We start from the raw sequence: 16788 nt of genomic DNA, 5'->3' as shown, positions 1-16788 counted from the left end.
ATCGAGTACATGGACCGCGAGGGCCTGCGCAGCACGGCTCAGCGGCGCCTCGTCTCGGACATCTTCTTCAAGAGCGTTGGCCACCTCAGCATCGAGGACATGCTCGAGAAGGTGCGCGCCATCGACCAAGGTGTGGGGTACGCCACGGTCTACCGCACGCTCAAGCTGTTGAAGGACAGCGGCCTCGCCTTCGAGCGCCACTTCGGCGACGGCATCTCACGCTACGAAGTGGCCGACGAGGGCGAGCACCACGACCACCTGATCTGCCAGACCTGCAACAAGATCGTGGAGTTCGAGGACGACGAGATCGAGCGCCTGCAGGAGGCGCTGGCGCGCAGCTACGGCTTCGAGCTGCGGCGCCACAAGCACGAGCTCTACGGGATCTGCGCGGACTGCAGGGCCAAGTAACTTCTGGCGACTTGGTGGGTGGCGCGGTGCGAGGTGATCGTGAGGCCGGGGCGGGGCAGGGGTCGCGGCGGGCACGGACGCGCTGGCGCGTCCTGTCGGGACTCCCTGGAAAAGCGCACTTCGCTTCGCTCCGTTTCTTTTCCGGGTCCCCCCACGCCCTTGCTGACCCCAGCCCCGCCCCGGCTGCTGCGAGCGCTTGGACTGCGCAGCTGAGCTCGGCGAAGCGCTACTTGGCCCTGCAGTGACCGCTTCGATGGAGGGCGCGCCGAGTCGGACTGGGATCCGAACGAGACGCGCTGGGCGCTCTCGCGGGTGCCAAACCTGCCCCGTCAGACTCTCCAGCACGGTTCAATGCTGTCAGGCACGCTGCGCTCGGAGCTCAACGCGGCTGAGACACATGCGTGTACGGTGCATTCCGAAGGCGGCTGCCTATGGAAGTGGTCGACAGTCTGCGTAGGCCGCGATGTCATCGACGGACTCGAGGTCGAACAGCCGGTTGGGGAGATTGGCCAGCCAACTGTCGACGGCGGCGCATCCCACGGAGTATCGCGCGGGATCACAGCCGTTGGCCTCGACGCATTCTAGACTGCGCTGCTCATTGAGGCCTGTTCGAAGCATCGATGCTACTGCAGAAGGTGAATACACGGACACCGAAGCACACTCCGGCATCACCGTTCTGTAGCCACCTGGGTAGCCGTGACACACCCACTCTTCGTCGTCCGCGATCGCCGTCAGCTCCACGATCCGCGCGGCAGCCTCCTGAATCGTAAGGCTTCCGGGATCGGGAGCCGCGTCGACGGCCTCGAAGAACACCGGAGGCAACGGCGCCGCCGTGTCGACGCCGCTCTCGGACATCGGGTCGGTGGGCTCGTCGACGCACGCAAGCACGAAGAGGAACCCGGTAGTGAAGGACGCTCGTCGTCTCAGGCGCACAGGGGACTCCCACTCTCTGAGGCGGCACCGCTCGGCCGAATCAGCCCCAGTACACTACCCCACGGAGCACCTGTGTTCACGAACGATGAGGCCCTCGTGCAGGTCCCACCCGCCAGATCCAGCGCACCCCCGTCCGTCGAGCCCAGCCGCGCCTCCGGATCCCGACGCGGTCCACGTCGGGCACAGCCGATGCCCCCTGCATGCGCCCGAGACGCGAGCAGCAGCCGGGGCGGGGTGGGGGTCAGCAAGGGCGTGGGGGGACCCGGAAATCAAACGCAGCGCGCAGCGAAGTGCCGATTTCCAGGGAGTCCCGACAGGACGCGCCAGCGCGTCCGTGCCCGCCGCGACCCCCACCCCGCCCCGGCGGATCGATCGCCTGGCAAGACGGACAGCCGGGGCATTGCGCTTTGCTCTGGGTACCGTGAACATGAGGGCATGACTTTGGCTTCGCTTGTTGGTCGCCGCGCCGGGCTCGGGCTCGTGTGGGGCAGTCTCGCTCTCTCGGCGGTGGGGCTCCTGGCCGCACCGGCGCGCGCACACACTTCGTTCCTGGAGGTCACGCGGGACGCTGGCGTAACGGTGCTGTCGTGCACCGAGGCCATCGAGTGCCAGGGGACGATCGACTGCGACGGCTTGACGTGCGCCGCCGTCAACGGCGGCCTGTCGGTGTGCATCGAGCCGCCCCGTCAGCTGCCCTTCGAGATCTTCTGCTGCGACACAGACGACGATTGCCCGGTCCGCGATAACGCGTCGCCGCGGAACTGCAGCCCCGTGTTGGGGGACATCCGAGTCTGCACGTGGTCGTCGACGGTGCCGCGCGCCTACAACTTCTGCACCCCCAACACCACGCCCACGTTCCAGTCCGTGCTCGGGTGCTTCAACACCAGCGTGTCGGGGCGGCTGAGCCTGGCGGCGGGCGACTGTGACGGCGACGGCATCAGCAACGCCAACGACGGCGAGGAGTGCTCGCGGCCCATCGAGCCGCCCGTCGACGGCGGCGTCATCCCCATTGGGGACCTGGGCGTGGACGAAGACCTGGGCACCGACGACGGTGGATCCACCACCGTGGACCAGGGCCCGGCCGTGGACCTGGGCGGCGGCGTCAACCCCGGCGTCGGGTTCCAAGGCGGTGGCGGCTGCTCCGCGGGTGCGCTCCGAGGCACCCCCGGTGCGGCGCTGCTGATGGTCTTCGGGGCGCTGCTGCTCGCTCGTCGCCGGCGCTCGCGCTAGATCCCGGCCATGTACGTCGAGCACTTCCCCGTGGCCCCGCTGGGCTGCAACTGCGTCATCGTGGGTGACCTCGAGCGAGGCGAGGCCATCGTGTGTGACCCGGGCGGCGAGGCGGACAAGATCCTCGCGCGGCTCGCGGCCAAGGGGCTGCGCTGCGTGGCCATCATCCACACGCACGCGCACTTCGACCACTGTGGGGCCACGCACCTGGTCCAGGCGGCCACCTCGGCGCCCACCATGCTGCACGAGGGTGACCTCTTCCTGTACAACGACCTGCAGATGCAGCTGAACGCGTTCGGCGTGCCGATGAAGGCGCCCAAGCTGCCCGAGGTGGACCGCTTCCTGAAGGACCAGGACAGCGTTCATGCCGGCACCGTGGAGGCCGGTGTGCTGCACACGCCGGGTCACACGCCCGGCAGCCTGTGCTTCCTGGTGGAGGGCGAGACCCCGCTCCTGCTCGCGGGCGACACGCTCTTCCGCGGAGGCATCGGCCGCACGGATCTCTGGGGTGGTGACGGGCGCCTGATCCTGAAGTCCATCGAAGACAAGCTGCTGACGCTGCCGGACGACACGCTGGTCATCGCGGGGCACGGCCCGGTCACGCGCATCGGCGACGAGCGGCGGCACAACCCTTTCCTCTAACGGCGCGACCGACGGAACGAAGAAGGCCGCCCCGAAGGACGGCCTCTCCACGAAAGCAGCGCCGGGCCTCAGAGCCCGAGGCGAAGCTGTAGGTCGCTCGCTTCGGTGCCCTCGGCGGGCTCCTCTTCGTCCAGCTCCTCGTCGCCCCAGTCGTCGTTCAGGTCGGAGTCGTCCAGGTCGAGGTCTTCGTCGTCCAGGTCTTCGTCCTCGTCCGCGGCGCCAGCGTCGGCGATGGCCACCACAGCCGCGTCGGCCGCAGGGGGCGTGGTGCCCGTGGTGTCCGTGATGACGGCTTCGTCGCCGGTCGCGGTCGTGCTCGCGGGAGCCGCGATGTTCGGCGCGATGACCAACGCCACCACGCTCATGAGCTTCACCAGGATGTTCAGCGAGGGGCCCGCCGTGTCCTTGAAGGGGTCGCCCACGGTGTCACCCACCACGGCCGCGTTGTGTGCAGGGGAGCCCTTCGGGTGGACGGTGCCGTTCTTCATCTTGTAGCCGCCGCCCTCGAAAGACTTCTTGGCGTTGTCCCACGCGCCGCCCGCGTTGGACATGAAGATGGCCATGCACACGCCCGAGACGGTGACGCCAGCGAGCAGACCGCCCAGCGCCTCGGCACCCACGCCGGGGCCGATCAGGTTGCCGCCAAAGCCCACCACCACCGGGGTCACGATGGCCAGGGCGCCGGGGGCCTGCATGCGCTTGAGCGAGGCCTTGGTGCTGATGTCCACGCACTTGGCGGTGTCGGGCTTGGCCGTGCCCTCGAGCAGGCCCGGGATCTCCCGGAACTGACGGCGCACTTCCTCGATCATCTCCATGGCGGCCTCGCCCACGGCGCTCATGGCCATGGCCGAGAAGAGGAACGGCAGCATGCCGCCCACGAAGAGGCCGGCCATGACCACCGGCTTGGTGATGTCGATGCCGTCGATGCCAGAGGTCTGGGCAAAGGCCGCGAAGAGCGCGAGGGCCGTCATGGCCGCCGACCCGATGGCGAAGCCCTTGCCGATGGCCGCGGTGGTGTTGCCCACGGCGTCCAGCTTGTCGGTGCGCTCGCGCACCTCGGGGGCCTGGTGGCTCATCTCGGCGATGCCGCCGGCGTTGTCGGCCACGGGGCCGTAGGCGTCCACCGCGAGCTGGATGCCCGTGGTGGAGAGCATGCCCAGCGCCGCGATGGCCACGCCGTAGAGGCCGGCGAAGTGGTCCGCCAGGATGACGCCCGCGCCGATCAGGATGACGGGCCACGCGGTGGAGCTCATGCCCACGGCGAGGCCGGTGATGATGGTGGTGGCGGGGCCGGTCTTGGTCTGCTCCGCGATGCTGTCCACGGGCGGCTTGTCCATGGAGCAGTAGTAGGAGGTGATCATGCCGATAGCGACGCCGACGAGCAGCCCGACGACCGTGGCGATGCCCACGTCCATGAACGTGACCGTCTGGCCGGCGATGATGGCGCCGCCCACGGGCCACATGTACTTGGCGATGCCGAAGGTGGCCACGGCCATGACACCGGCCGCTCCGAAGGCGCCCGCGTCGAGCGCGTGCTGGGGGTTACCACCCTCCTTGGTCTTCACCACGAAGGTGCCCAGGATGGAGCAGATGATGCCGGCAGCGGCGAGCACGAGCGGGAGCAGCACGGGGCTGGTGTCCACGGTCTCGGCCGTGACCACGTCGAAGCCGAGGCCCAGCACCATGGCGCCGATGATGGCGCCCACGTAGCTCTCGAACAGGTCGGCGCCCATGCCGGCCACGTCACCCACGTTGTCGCCAACGTTGTCAGCGATGACGGCGGGGTTGCGTGGGTCGTCCTCGGGCAGGCCCTCTTCGATCTTGCCCACGAGGTCGGCGCCGACGTCAGCCGCCTTGGTGTAGATGCCGCCGCCCACGCGCGCGAAGAGCGCGATGGTGGAGGCGCCCATCGAGAAGCCGGTGAGCACGCTCATGGCCAACGGGAGGGGGAACATCTTGGTGAAGGCGATGAAGAGGACGGCCATGCCGATGAGCGCCAGACCGACCACGGTCATACCCATGACGGAGCCGCCCTTGAAGGCCACGTTGAGTGCCTGCGGGAGCCCGAGGCGCGCGGCCGCGGTGGTGCGCACGTTGGCGTAGGTGGCCACACGCATGCCGGCCCAGCCCGCGATGGCGGAGAGCCCAGCACCCACCACGAAGGCAGCGGCGATCAGCGGGCTCTGGCCCGGCGACATGTTGATGGCGGCGAGCAGCGCGGCCACGCACACCACGAACACGGCGAGCACACGGTACTCGGCCTTGATGAAGGCCATGGCGCCGGTCTGGATCTGCTCGGCGATGTCGCGCATCGACTGGTCGCCGGCATCCTGCTTCTTGACCCAGCTGGTCCAGTACACCGCATAGATGAGCGCGGCGACTCCAGCGGCCGGGGCCGTATAGATGAGTTGTTCCATTTTACCTGTTCCCGTAAGGGGTTCGGGGTGAGGAGAACGGGGCCGGATGGCACCCGCAGACGCGACCGGCTTATGACGCATTCCGACCATGCGTCAAATGTAGGTGTCCGCGAATGGTGAGGGGTGCCGCCCAGGGACGTGCGTCAGCTGCGCGCCGCGAGGAGAGCCTCACGCGCCGCGCCCACGTCCGCCATGCTCTGCACCGAGATGGCCGTGGCGTTCTTGTCGATGCGCTTCAGCAGCCCGCTCAGCACCTTGCCTGGGCCGACCTCCACGAACACGCTGACACCGGCCGCGATCATCGCCACCACCGCCTCGTCCCAGCGCACGGCCCGGCTGACCTGCCGCACCAAGGCATCGCGCGCCGCCGCCCCTGCCGTGACGGGGGCCGCGTCTACATTCACGTACACGGGCACACGCGGGTCGGCAAAGGTGAGCGCGTCCAGCAGCGGCGCCAGGCGCTCCTCCGCGGGCCGCATCAAGCTCGAGTGGAACGGCGCGCTCACCGGGAGCGCCATGACGCGGGCCTTCTCGGCGGTCAGGGCTTCGCTCGCGCGCTGGACGCCCTCGACGCTGCCCGCAATGACGATCTGTCCGGGCGAGTTGAAGTTCACGGGCTCCACCACCGCGTCGATGCCGGCACACACGCGCTCCACCAGCTCGCGCTCCGCTTTGAGCACAGCGGCCATGGCGCCGGTTCCCACGGGCACGGCCTCCTGCATGAAGAGCCCCCGCTGCCGCACCACGCGCACCGCGTCGTCGAAGCGCAGCGTGCCGGCAGCCACGTGAGCGGAGTACTCTCCCAGCGAGTGTCCAGCCATGACGTCCACGGGCAGCGGGCCGGCTTCTTCGAGCGCTCGCAGCAGCGCGATGGACGTGGTCAAGATGGCGGGCTGCGTGTTGGCCGTGAGCGACAGCGCGTCCGCCGGTCCCTCGAAGCACAGGCCGCTCAGTGACTCGCCCAGCGCAGCGTCGGCTGCTTCGAACACCAACCGTGCCGCCGGCGACGCATCGAAGGCGTCGCGCCCCATACCGACGGACTGACTCCCTTGCCCCGGAAACACCCACGCGATCTTGGACATGCCCTGCGATAGCACACGTCGCCGAGACGCGAGAAGTCCGCGTACGAACGTTGCCCCGCGCGCGCTCGCTGCACTACTATGCCGCCCGTGGTTGATGAAGCCGATCTCGTGATCGAACCCAGCGGGGTCGTGCGCAGCTCCGCGACCGGTGGCCCAGCCCTCAAGCGCTTCGCCGGCTCGTACAATCTGGCCGTGGCGTCGCCCGGGCTGCTCCTGTTCGGGGACGCATCGCTCGGCGTGGAGGCGCGCCCGCGTGTCCTGATGGCAGGCGAGATCGTCACGCGCATGACCGTCATGGAGGTCATCAACGTCATCGCCACCGCCAACTGGCGCGGGGAGCTGTTGGTGGCCACGCCCACCTGGGAGCGGCGCCTGCTGTTCGACCAGGGCGCCCTCAAGGGAGCGGCCAGCTCCTCCAGCGACGACCGTCTGGGCGAGGTCATCTTCCGCGCGGGTGGCATCTCCCGGCGTGACCTCGAGCGGGTGCTGCAGGACCTCTCCCCGGAAGAACGCTTCGGCGAGACCCTGGTGGCGCGCGGCATCATCGACTCGGCGCAGCTCTTCCAGTTCCTGCAGAAGCAGTCGGTGGAGGTCTTCCACGGCGCGCTGCTGGCCGGTGAGGGGCACTACGTGTTCCACCTGCCCACGGACGCAGAGGAGCCGCTGGGCATCCAGATGCACATGCAGATCCACGGGCTGCTCATGGAGGGCGTGCAGCGCATCGACGAGATGGCGCTGTTCCGTGAGCGCATCCCCAGCAACCAGATGTGCCCGGTCCCGGTGCCGGACGCGCCGCCGCCCAAGAAGCTGGACCAGGCCGCCGAGGCGCTCATGGCCGTGTGCGACGGGCGGCGCACCATCGACGAGCTGGCCCGCATGACCGGGCACGGCGAGTTCGCCACCACCAAGGCCGTCTATCACTTGCTGCAAGCGAAGATGATCACGCTGCGGCGCGCCTCCAACATCGACACGGACACCGTGAAGCGGCTGGTCGCGGCGTTCAACGAGGTCATGCAAGACATCTTCATCGCGGTGGCCACCTACGGCGGGGTGGCGCAGACGCGCCAGACGTTGGACGCGTGGATCGACGGCAGCGGCTACGGGCCCTTCTTCGGTGAGGGCATGGACGACTTCGGCTGCGTGGACGCCAGCGTCATCACCCAGGCCCTCATGGGCGTGGAGCAAGACAGCCCGGTGGACGCGCTGCACCAGGCCCTGCACGAGCTGGCCGCGTTCGCGCTGTTCTCTGCCACCACCACGCTGCCTCGGGACCAAGAGCTGACCCTGGCGCGCGACGTCAACCGGCGGCTGAAGCAGATCCGCATCGAGTAGCCCGTTTGCTGCCGTGCATTGACACGCACGCTCGGGAGGCTTAGCCATGCGGAATGGTCGAACCAAGCGTCTTGGAGCAGCGGCTCCGTGAGAAACTGAGCGGTGTCACCCACGTCGAGGTCAAGGACATGACCGGGACCAAGGACCACTTCGAGGCCGTCATCGTGGCCAGCGCGTTCGCCGGGCAGTCCCGCGTGAAGCAGCACCAGCTGGTCTACGGCGCCCTCGGCGAGCTGATGGACGGCCCCGTCCACGCGCTCACCTTCAAGACCCTCACGCCCGAAGCGTGGGAAGCGCAGGGAGGCTGACATGAGCACGCTGACACCCGAGCTCAAGGAGCGCCTCGAGGGCCTGGTCACCCAAGCGCCCGTCGTGCTGTTCATGAAGGGCACCAAGAACTTCCCGCAGTGCGGCTTCTCCGCCACCGTGGTGGAGGTGCTCAAGCGCGCCGGCGTCACGGACTTCGCCACCGTGAACATCCTGGCCGACGCCGAGGTGCGGCAGGGCATGAAGGACTTCAGCAACTGGCCCACGTTCCCACAGCTGTTCGTGCGCGGCGAGCTGGTGGGCGGCTGCGACATCGTGCGGGAGGCGTACGAGTCGGGCGAGCTGCAGAAGCTCCTCGCGGGCTGAGAGGCCTCTCCCCTGCGCCGCTACTTGCGGCGCGTGAGCGGGAGCGCCTCGGCTTCGGTGCGCAGCGCGCTCGCGATTTGGCCGGCCCGCAGCGCGTCGCGCGCGTCGATCACGCTGCGGCTCAGCACGTCGGCGTCGGTGGCCTCGGGGGTCAGCCGCAGGATGTTCGACAAGGCGCGGCACATCTGGCGCGTGCTGGTGTAGCGGTCACGCGGCGAGCGCGCCAGCGCGTAGGCCAGCACGTCGTCGAAGGCACGCGGGACTTCTGGGCGCTCGGCACACACCGAGGGGATGACCGCGGCCTGGATGGCGCGCACCACGTCCACCGGACCGTCGCCGTGGAAGAGCTTGCGGCCCATCAGCGACTCCCAGAGCAGCACTCCGAGACCGAACAGATCCGACTGCGGGGAGGGGTCTCCGCCCTCCGTGAGCTCGGGCGCCAGGTACGAGACCTTGCCCTTCACGATGTGCTCGCGCGTGATGCGCGCGCGGTCCGTGGCGCGCGCCAGCCCGAAGTCCGTGAGCTTCACGTACCCGAACTGGCTGATGAGCACGTTCTGCGGCGTGACGTCGCGGTGATAGATGGGGGAGAGCCCGCCCTGCTCGTTGTGGTTCTCATGGGCGGCGCCGAGGCCCTTCGAGACCTCGATGCCCACGGCGGCGACCAGGTGCCATGGCGTGCGCTGACCGCGCAGGCGGTGGCCCTCGCACCAGTCCAAGAGGTTCACGCCCGGCACCCACTCCATCACCAGGTAGAAGTGCCCGGCGTCGTCGCGATCGAAGTCGTGGATCTGCACCACGTTGGGGTGGTGGATGGTGGCCGAGACGCGCGCTTCCTCGACGAACATCTCCAGGAACTCGGCGTTGTCGGCGAAGCCTTCGAGGATGCGCTTCACCGCCACCGGGCGGCGAAAGCCCTCGGCGCCGAGCGTGTAGCCCCGGTAGACGTGCGCCATCCCTCCCTCGCCCGCGAGTTCCACGAGCTCGTACTTGGAGTTCAGGATGCCCAACATGTGGGCGAAGGTAGCAGGGGTCCCGCCAAGATGCACCTGAGCGGATTTGTGCACCCTGGCCGCTGCACATTTGTTGACTGGTCTCGCTCGACGGGGGCAAGACCATCCCATGGGTGCCTCACTCTCGCCTCTTGGGCCGCTGCGCCTCGCGCTCCCTCTGCGTCGCCGTGTTCGCGGAGGGGTGCTCCTGCTCGCGCTCGTGGTCGTGGGCGGCGGCGCCTTCCAGTTCTACGCGCAGCGCAGAACAGCAGAGGGTGAGGAGCACCTCGGAGGCGCGCGCGCACGCCTCGAGGCCAGTATCGTGGAGGCTCCGGGCCTCGATCGACTGGCGGCCAGCAGCGCGCTGTCACACCTCGTGCGGGCGCGCGAGCGGGGCATCCACAACGTCGAGTCCGAGGCGCTCCTCGTCCGGGCCAGCGTGCTGGTCGCGCTGCAAGGCGGGGACCTGCCCAGCGCGCAGCGCACGCTCGCAGCTGCGGTGGAGCTGCACGGCTGGGACGCGGAGACGCACCTGCTGGCCGCCGAGATCGCGCGTCGTGGGGTTCGCCTGACTGAGGCCGAACAGCACGTGGCGCACACGCTGCGGTTGGTGCCCCAGCACGCACGCGGGCTGATGGCGGCCGCCTCGCTGGCGCTCGAGGTGGGTGACCCGCAGGCGAGCGAGCGCTACGCGCGCGCCCTGGTGCGACGCGAACCCGAGGCGAGCCGCGCCCATGCCGTGCTGGGTGAGGCGCTCGAGCAGCAGCGGCGCTTCGAGGGGGCCGAGCACGCCTACCGTGAGGCGCTGCGCTTGAACCAGCGGGACGCCGTGGGACACATGGACCTCGCGCGTGTGCTGAGGGTGCGCGGGGATCTGGCCGGTGCCGAGGCATCGTACAGCCAAGCGCTCGAGCTCGCGCCCACGGACCCAGCGGCCTTCCTCGGCCGTGGGCTGGCGCGGATGGAGCAAGGGCAGGGCCCCGGCGCTGCGAGCGACCTCGAGCGCGCTCGTCAGCTGGCTCCGCGTGATGCTTCCGTGTGGGTTGCGCTCGGCGACCTGCGCCGCGCCACGAGTGACCTCGACGCGGCGGTCGAGGCCTACCGGCACGCGCTCACGCTCGACCCGGGGCTCGTGATGGTAGAGGTGCGCCTCGGCAACACGCACGTGGCGCGCGGGCAGCTGCACCAAGCGCTCGGCGCGTTCGAGGGCGCCATCGAGCGGGCCCCACAGCAGTCGGAGGCCCACAACGGTCGTGGGGTGGCGCTCATGTATCTGGGGCGTGAGGCAGAGGCCCGAGCGTCGTTCGAGCGCGCGGCGGAGCTCTCACCGAGCGACCCCCACCCCCTCTTGAACCTGGGCATCCTCGGCGAGCGCAGCGGGCATCGAGACGAGGCCGAGCGCGCGTTCCAGGCGGCGCTCGACCGGGACCCCAGCTCCGAGGACGCCCTCGAGCGGCTGCTGGCCCTCCGAGCGGGTTGATGATGGCCCGGGCCGGTGTGCGCATCCGAGCCCTCGGTGGGGTGCTGCCCGTGATCCTCGGACTGGCCAGCGCAGCTTCTCTCGCGTGCAGCGAGCGAGGGCGCGCCGCTGCCCCCCCACCCGTGGATGCGCCGCCGCACGCACGGCATGAGCCCCCGCGCCCAGGTCGCACCGATTCGCCTGCTGCGCCCCGTCGACCCGCGCGCACCGTAGTGTGGGTCGCTGGCGACATCCTCATCTCGGAGGGCATCCGCCGCATCATCGAGGGCGAGGTCGCGCTCGGCGGCACCGAGGCCGACGCCTACACGCGCATCCTCGAGCCCGTGGGCGCGTGGTTCGCGCGCGAGCCCGAGGCCTTCGTCTTCGCCAACCTCGAGAGCCCCGTGGCCCGCCGCCGCAACGAGATCGACCGCAGCACCTGGGGTGGCGAGACGCTCGTGGCCATCCCCTTGAACATGCCGGCCTACACGCTCGCGGGGCTGCGTCGCATCGGCGTGGACGGCCTGATGCTCAGCAACAACCACGCGCTCGACCAAGGCGAAGAGGGCTTGGTGGAGACGCTCGCGGCGGCGCGTGCAGCGGGCTTCGTGACCAGCGGCGCGGGGCACTACCCGCACACGTCGTGGCCGGTGACCGTGGGGGACGACGGCGCACGCGTGACGCTGGTGCCCTTCTACGATGGCCATCCGCGCGGCGCGCTCGAGCCAGGGACGCCTGCCCTGGCCGACCTGCACGCGCCCACCATCGCGCAGTTCGCGGCCCTGCGGCCCGACACCGAGCTGTTGGTGCCCGTCATCCACGTGCTGGGTGAGGCCGTGGACCTCCCCAAGCCGCGCTGGCGCGAGTGGGCGAGACAGCTGGCCGACGCGGGCGCAGACGTGATCGTGGTGCACGGGACGCACGTGCCGCTGCCCGTGGAGCTGTTGGTAGTGGGTGAGCGCCGCGTGCCCATCGTGTGGGGCCTCGGCAACTTCGTGTCGGACATGGCGCGCCAGGCTACGCCACGGCGGCCGTATTTCCGGGGCATGCCGAAGGACGAGAACCCCATGCTGCGCGAGGGCCTGCTGCTGCGCATCGAGCTGGTGGAGGGGCGCCCCGTGCAGCTGCAGTTCCTGCCCACGTGGATGAACGACGACCGCTACGTTCGGTTCTGGGGCGGCTTCGAGCGCCAACCTCGCTTCCGCCTGCTGCCGCTGGCCGGGTGTGGGCCTCCCATTCAACCTCCCGAGGACTGGCCCGAGGCGCTGCGCGGCGAGATGATGACCTGGATCACCGAGCGCCGAGACCATCTGGTGTCGCACGTGGGGCTGGACCTCGAGGGCTGCCGTCCTGGCGAGCCCGCGCTGCTCACGGCTCGCGCGCTAGGGTCGTCTGCCGCGGCGCGGTGATTCACTCACGAAGGGCGCCGACTTTGGTACGCTCCCCCGGATGCGCACCCTCAAGGATCTCCACGAGTACGCCGACGACCACCTCTATGCGGGCCGCTACGCCGAGGCCCTGCACGGCTACGCCGCCGAGGTGCAGCTCAACCCCGCCAGCCTCGATGGGCGCCTGCGCATCGCGGACTGCTTGCTGGCCCTGGGCGAGCCGCAGGCCGCAGCCATGGTCTACACCAAGCTCGCGCAGTACGCGGCCCACGCCGGCTATCCGCTGCGCGCGCTGGTGGCGCTGAAGGTGCTGCAGGCGCTCGAGCCGCAGCTCGGTCAGCTGCTTGCGGGGGTGGCCACGCTCTACGCCAAAGACTCTCCGAAGCTCGGCCGCGGCGTGCGCCTCTCGCTGGGCGACCCGGACGCGCTCCTTCCCGATGGCCTGCGCTTCGACACCCCGCCGCCGCTCGCCGAGCTGGCCACGCACGCGGCGCGCAACGCCATGGACACCTCGCGCATCGCGGCCTTCCCCGAGAAGGTCACGCCCATCCCCGTCTTCAGCGAGCTGCCGGCCGACAACTTCGCGGCCGTGCTGGGCGCGCTTCGGTTGGTGCGGGCGCGCCCCGGCCAGGTGATCATCGAGCAGGGCAGCGTGGGCACGTCGTTCTTCGTGCTGGCTCGCGGCGAGGTGCAGGTGCAGCGCACGCGCGACGACGGGGCCGTCCAGCGGCTCGCCAAGCTGCACGACGGATCCATCTTCGGTGAGATGGCGCTGGTGTCCGCGCAGCCGCGCAGCGCCACGGTGGTGGCCCTCGACGACTGCGACCTGCTCGAGTTCCCGCGCGAGGCGCTGGTGGCCGCGTCGTCCCAGGTGGGCGCCATCGCCACGGCCCTCGAGAAGTTCACGCGCGAGCGTCTGCTCAACAACCTGCTGGCCACGTCGCCGCTGTTCCGGCCGCTGGACACCAAGCAGCGCCTGGATCTGGTGCGTGGCTTCGCGGCGCACGACCTGGCCCCCGGCACCACCATCATTCGCGAGGGCGAACAGGGCCGTGGTCTCTTCTTGCTGCTCAGCGGCGAGGCCGACGTGTCCAAGGTGGACGGTAGCGAGCGGGTGCTCTTGGCCACCCTCAAGCCCGGCGATGTGTTCGGTGAGATCGCCCTGATTCACAACGAGCCCACCACCGCCACCGTGACCACGGCGATGCAGGCCACGGTGCTGTTCCTTTCGCGGGAGCGCTTCGCGGTGCTGGTGAACGCCGTGAAGGAGATTCGCGAGTACATCGAGCAGCTGGGCGAAGAGCGCCTCATGGACACTCAGCTCACGCTCGACGGCGGCGACATCGACGACGACATGCTGATGCTCTGAGGGCTGCTATATGCGGCCGGATGGCGAACTCCCCTGATGAAAGCGCCGCGCGCCTCGCGGTCGCGGCGGCCTCCCCCGATGCCGCCAACCGCCGTGCGCGCGCCGAGTGGCTGGCGCTCTACGCGAGCGACGCCGAGGTGCACGACCCGGTCGGGACGCCGGCGTGCCGCAAGGACGCGAAGACGCGGCCCGACACGGGCAAGAACGACCTAGAGCTGTTCTACGACACGTTCATCGACGGGATGAAGGCACTCCTCGTGGACGTGAAGCTGGACGTGGTGGTGGGCGATGTGGTGGCGCGCGACGTGACCCTGCGGCCCACCATGGCGTTCGGCGTGCGCTCCGAGATCCCCACGCGCCTGCTCTACGAGCTGGGCCGCGACGACGGGAAGCTGGTGGTGAAGCGCCTGGGTGCCTACTGGGACGCGTCGCAGGCCACGCAGCGCACCATGAGCGCGGGGCTGCGCGGCAAGGCCTCCATGATGGTCTCGAGCGTGCGCATGGCGCGCTTCCTGGGTCGCGCCTGGATGCAACGCTACGTGGCCGGCACCAAGCGGGGTGCGCGGCGGCCGGGGCGTGAGGCCACGCTGGCCTTCTCGAACGCGCTGCGCGGGAACGATCTCGCGGCGGCCCGAGACCTCACCACCGCAGACATGAGGGTGCGCGTGTGCGAGGGCGCGCCCATGGACCTCACGGCGTTCGTGGCTCGCGGGCACGAGCTGGTGCTGAGCGAGCCCATCGCCTCCGGCGACGTGGTCACGGCCCGCTGCAGCGCCAGAGACGGTGGCCGCAAGGTGGAGGGCATCGCGTTCGCCACGTTCGACCGCGAGACCCGCAAGCTGAGCGACCTGCGCCTGCTCTGGGAGTGAGGGCGTTGCGGGGGCCCATGGCGCCGACTACCGTGTGGGCGTGGCGTCTTCGCTCGATTCCTCGGTCCGTCTGCGTATCGCGCTCGGTGTGCTGCTGGCGCTGGGGGCCCTCGGGCTCTCGGTAGCGGCTCGGCTCGGCTCCCCCGGCCGCGCGGCGGACGCCACGCCGGTCCATGATCTCGACGCTACGCGCTCGGAGACTGTGGGAGCATCGGGTGCCTTGCTGCTGGACCTCGACGACGACCTGAGCGACGACCAGCGCGCCGCCTTGGCGCAGGCCATCGACGACGCGGTGGCGCCCTTCGACTGGCCGGACGGAACGCTGGGGGTGGAGCTGAGCGCGGCTGGCAGGCTCTACCGCCTGAACATCCCCGAGAGCGAACTCGCCGACCTGCGGCGCAGCCTGAGCGGGCAGGGCGCGGTGGAGTCCCTCGAGCGCGAACACACGCTGGGCCTGCCGGTGGACCCGCGCGCCATCGACTTCACGCCCAACGACGCGAGCGACTCCCCCGAGGCACCCGCCCCGGACACCGTTGCGCCTGCGCGGGGCGCCTTCCGCCCGAACGACCCGTACTACCGGCACCAATGGCACCTCGACCAGGTGCAGATGCCGCATGCGTGGCTGCGCACGCGGGGCCGCGGCGTGGTGGTGGCCGTCATCGACACGGGCGTGCTCTACCGCGACCACGAGCGTGGCCGCCGCGCACCCGACCTGGCTGGCACCCGCTTCGCAGCGGGCTGGGACTTCGTGGATGGCGACGCCACCCCGGATGACGAGCACGGCCATGGCACCCACGTGGCGGGGACCATCGCGCAGTCCACCCACAACGCCATCGGCGTGGCCGGCGTGGCCCCCGACGCCACCATCATGCCCATCCGCGTGCTCGATGCGCGTGGGGCAGGGCGCTCGGGCGACATCGCGGCGGCCATTCGCTGGGCGGCCGACCACGGCGCCGACGTCATCAACATGAGCCTCGGCGGGGGCCTGCCCTCGCGGGCCATGGCGTCGGCCATCGAGTACGCCCACGACAAGGGCGTGGTGGTCGTGGCAGCAGCCGGGAACACCGGACGCGGCCGCGTGGAGTACCCAGCCGCGTACGAGCACGTCATCGCCGTGGGCGCGGTCCGCATGGACGGCACGCGCGCCTACTACTCCTCGTACGGCGACGCCCTCGACCTGATGGCGCCCGGCGGCGATCTGCGCGTGGACCAGAACGGCGACGGCATGCCCGACGGCGTCGTGCAGAACACCATGGTGCGGGGCGACCCCATGCAGCACGACTACCTGGGCTTCCAGGGCACCTCGATGGCCGCGCCGCATGTGGCGGGGGTGGTGGCCCTGCTGCGCGCCGAGGGGCTGCGTGACCCGGACGCCATCGAGCGTGTGCTGCGCGAGAGCGCCCGCGAGGTGGGGCCCAACAGCGACTTCGGCGCGGGCATCCTGCAGGCCGACGCGGCCCTTCAACGCCAAGGCAGCAGCCGCTCGCTGGGAGGCGCTTCGGCCGCCTCGGTGGCCCTGCTCACTCTCTATGGAGGCGCGGCGCGCCGGCGTCGCAAGCTGGCACTGGGTCCGCTCGCCGCCGCGTTCGGTGCGTTCACGTTCGGTGGCGGGCTCTCAGCGGCCTTCTCGTGGTGGCCCACCACGGCCAGCGTCAGCGCCTTCTCCGGGCCGCACGCCTTCGCGCTGCTGGGGGACGTGGGGGCGCTGCTGGGGCTGACGGCTGCGCTTCCGCTCCTGGCCTACGCCGCCTTGGCCCACGTGCGGCGCCTCTCCCCGTGGCTCAGCGTTCTTGCGTTCGGGGTGGCGGGTGGCCTGGTGTTCGAAGCGCTGGTCCCCACCGTGCGCCTGGCTTTGCTCCCCGAGCTGGTGGCGGGGCCGTGGCTGCTCGCGAACGCGGCGATCTGCGCCTGGCTCGGCTGGGCCGCTGCGCAGAGCGACGCGCGCTGACGGCTGCGCAGGACCACGACATTCGTGTCATGGGCGGCCCCTCATCGCTGCGTGCCGTGTCGCGCCCGTGCCTTCCATGCTGCCAA

The 16788-nt window shown here is 70.2% G+C and carries 15 protein-coding genes; 11 read left to right on the top strand and 4 right to left on the bottom strand.

Annotated features, from left to right (window positions below):
• Window positions 1-9 precede the first annotated feature (9 nt).
• Entirely contained in the window at window positions 10-408 is a 399-nt protein-coding gene (locus IPI43_20725; protein ID MBK7776529.1) for a transcriptional repressor, read from the top strand.
• Between the two features lie 429 nt (window positions 409-837).
• Here the strand turns inward: IPI43_20725 and IPI43_20720 are convergent, their stop codons facing one another.
• Window positions 838-1296, bottom strand: a complete 459-nt coding sequence (locus IPI43_20720) for a hypothetical protein (GenBank protein MBK7776528.1) — start codon at window positions 1294-1296, stop codon at window positions 838-840.
• Window positions 1297-1776: 480 nt separating this feature from the next.
• On the opposite strand from IPI43_20720, the gene IPI43_20715 reads away from it, so the two are divergent.
• A complete protein-coding gene (locus IPI43_20715) occupies window positions 1777-2571 on the top strand; it encodes a hypothetical protein (protein MBK7776527.1) in 795 nt (264 codons plus the stop codon).
• Between the two features lie 9 nt (window positions 2572-2580).
• A complete protein-coding gene (locus IPI43_20710; protein ID MBK7776526.1) occupies window positions 2581-3213 on the top strand; it encodes an MBL fold metallo-hydrolase in 633 nt (210 codons plus the stop codon).
• Between the two features lie 68 nt (window positions 3214-3281).
• Here the strand turns inward: IPI43_20710 and IPI43_20705 are convergent, their stop codons facing one another.
• The gene (locus IPI43_20705; GenBank protein MBK7776525.1) at window positions 3282-5630 is read right to left on the bottom strand and encodes a sodium-translocating pyrophosphatase; all 2349 of its coding nucleotides are present in this window, start codon (window positions 5628-5630) and stop codon (window positions 3282-3284) included.
• A 143-nt stretch (window positions 5631-5773) separates the two neighbouring features.
• Entirely contained in the window at window positions 5774-6712 is a 939-nt protein-coding gene (gene fabD / locus IPI43_20700; protein ID MBK7776524.1) for an ACP S-malonyltransferase, read from the bottom strand.
• Window positions 6713-6799: 87 nt separating this feature from the next.
• On the opposite strand from fabD, the gene IPI43_20695 reads away from it, so the two are divergent.
• Genes IPI43_20695 through grxD form a run of 3 tightly spaced genes read left to right on the top strand, consistent with a single transcriptional unit; the run spans window position 6800 to window position 8677 of the window.
• Complete coding sequence (locus IPI43_20695; protein ID MBK7776523.1) at window positions 6800-8044, top strand: DUF4388 domain-containing protein; 1245 nt, start codon at window positions 6800-6802, stop codon at window positions 8042-8044.
• Window positions 8045-8097: 53 nt separating this feature from the next.
• Entirely contained in the window at window positions 8098-8352 is a 255-nt protein-coding gene (locus IPI43_20690) for a BolA family transcriptional regulator (protein MBK7776522.1), read from the top strand.
• Between the two features lies 1 nt (window position 8353).
• Window positions 8354-8677 (top strand): Grx4 family monothiol glutaredoxin, encoded by a 324-nt coding sequence (grxD, locus tag IPI43_20685; protein ID MBK7776521.1) that lies wholly within the window; start codon window positions 8354-8356, stop codon window positions 8675-8677.
• Between the two features lie 20 nt (window positions 8678-8697).
• Here grxD and IPI43_20680 read toward each other — a convergent pair whose 3' ends face one another.
• Complete coding sequence (locus IPI43_20680) at window positions 8698-9690, bottom strand: serine/threonine protein kinase (protein ID MBK7776520.1); 993 nt, start codon at window positions 9688-9690, stop codon at window positions 8698-8700.
• A 109-nt stretch (window positions 9691-9799) separates the two neighbouring features.
• Between IPI43_20680 and IPI43_20675 the strand changes: the two genes are divergently transcribed.
• From IPI43_20675 to IPI43_20655, 5 genes are all read left to right on the top strand, one after another.
• Window positions 9800-11149: a tetratricopeptide repeat protein gene (locus IPI43_20675; GenBank protein ID MBK7776519.1), complete on the top strand. Its 1350-nt coding sequence runs from the start codon at window positions 9800-9802 to the stop codon at window positions 11147-11149.
• Window positions 11150-11361: 212 nt separating this feature from the next.
• Window positions 11362-12537: a CapA family protein gene (locus IPI43_20670; GenBank protein ID MBK7776518.1), complete on the top strand. Its 1176-nt coding sequence runs from the start codon at window positions 11362-11364 to the stop codon at window positions 12535-12537.
• A gap of 40 nt (window positions 12538-12577) precedes the next feature.
• The gene (locus tag IPI43_20665; GenBank protein MBK7776517.1) at window positions 12578-13885 is read left to right on the top strand and encodes a cyclic nucleotide-binding domain-containing protein; all 1308 of its coding nucleotides are present in this window, start codon (window positions 12578-12580) and stop codon (window positions 13883-13885) included.
• A 20-nt stretch (window positions 13886-13905) separates the two neighbouring features.
• Entirely contained in the window at window positions 13906-14754 is an 849-nt protein-coding gene (locus tag IPI43_20660; GenBank protein MBK7776516.1) for a hypothetical protein, read from the top strand.
• A gap of 40 nt (window positions 14755-14794) precedes the next feature.
• The gene (locus IPI43_20655; protein ID MBK7776515.1) at window positions 14795-16702 is read left to right on the top strand and encodes a peptidase S8; all 1908 of its coding nucleotides are present in this window, start codon (window positions 14795-14797) and stop codon (window positions 16700-16702) included.
• Window positions 16703-16788: the final 86 nt, after the last annotated feature.

This window comes from Sandaracinaceae bacterium, assembly GCA_016706685.1.
Classification (GTDB): domain Bacteria; phylum Myxococcota_A; class Polyangia; order Polyangiales; family Houyiibacteriaceae; genus JADJJE01.
The sequence above is the reverse complement of the archived record's forward strand: the minus strand, read 5'-3'. Positions and strand labels throughout refer to the sequence as shown.

What these genes read in the sequence shown, in the direction of transcription:
- grxD (MBK7776521.1), top strand. Translation starts at nt 8,354, where the DNA reads ATGAGCACGCTGACACCCGAGCTCAAGGAGCGCCTCGAGGGCCTGGTC.
- IPI43_20660 (MBK7776516.1), top strand. Translation starts at nt 13,906, where the DNA reads ATGGCGAACTCCCCTGATGAAAGCGCCGCGCGCCTCGCGGTCGCGGCG.
- IPI43_20710 (MBK7776526.1), top strand. Translation starts at nt 2,581, where the DNA reads ATGTACGTCGAGCACTTCCCCGTGGCCCCGCTGGGCTGCAACTGCGTC.
- IPI43_20715 (MBK7776527.1), top strand. Translation starts at nt 1,777, where the DNA reads ATGACTTTGGCTTCGCTTGTTGGTCGCCGCGCCGGGCTCGGGCTCGTG.
- IPI43_20680 (MBK7776520.1), bottom strand. Translation starts at nt 9,690, where the DNA reads ATGTTGGGCATCCTGAACTCCAAGTACGAGCTCGTGGAACTCGCGGGC.
- IPI43_20665 (MBK7776517.1), top strand. Translation starts at nt 12,578, where the DNA reads ATGCGCACCCTCAAGGATCTCCACGAGTACGCCGACGACCACCTCTAT.
- fabD (MBK7776524.1), bottom strand. Translation starts at nt 6,712, where the DNA reads ATGTCCAAGATCGCGTGGGTGTTTCCGGGGCAAGGGAGTCAGTCCGTC.
- IPI43_20690 (MBK7776522.1), top strand. Translation starts at nt 8,098, where the DNA reads ATGGTCGAACCAAGCGTCTTGGAGCAGCGGCTCCGTGAGAAACTGAGC.
- IPI43_20675 (MBK7776519.1), top strand. Translation starts at nt 9,800, where the DNA reads ATGGGTGCCTCACTCTCGCCTCTTGGGCCGCTGCGCCTCGCGCTCCCT.
- IPI43_20705 (MBK7776525.1), bottom strand. Translation starts at nt 5,630, where the DNA reads ATGGAACAACTCATCTATACGGCCCCGGCCGCTGGAGTCGCCGCGCTC.
- IPI43_20725 (MBK7776529.1), top strand. Translation starts at nt 10, where the DNA reads ATGGACCGCGAGGGCCTGCGCAGCACGGCTCAGCGGCGCCTCGTCTCG.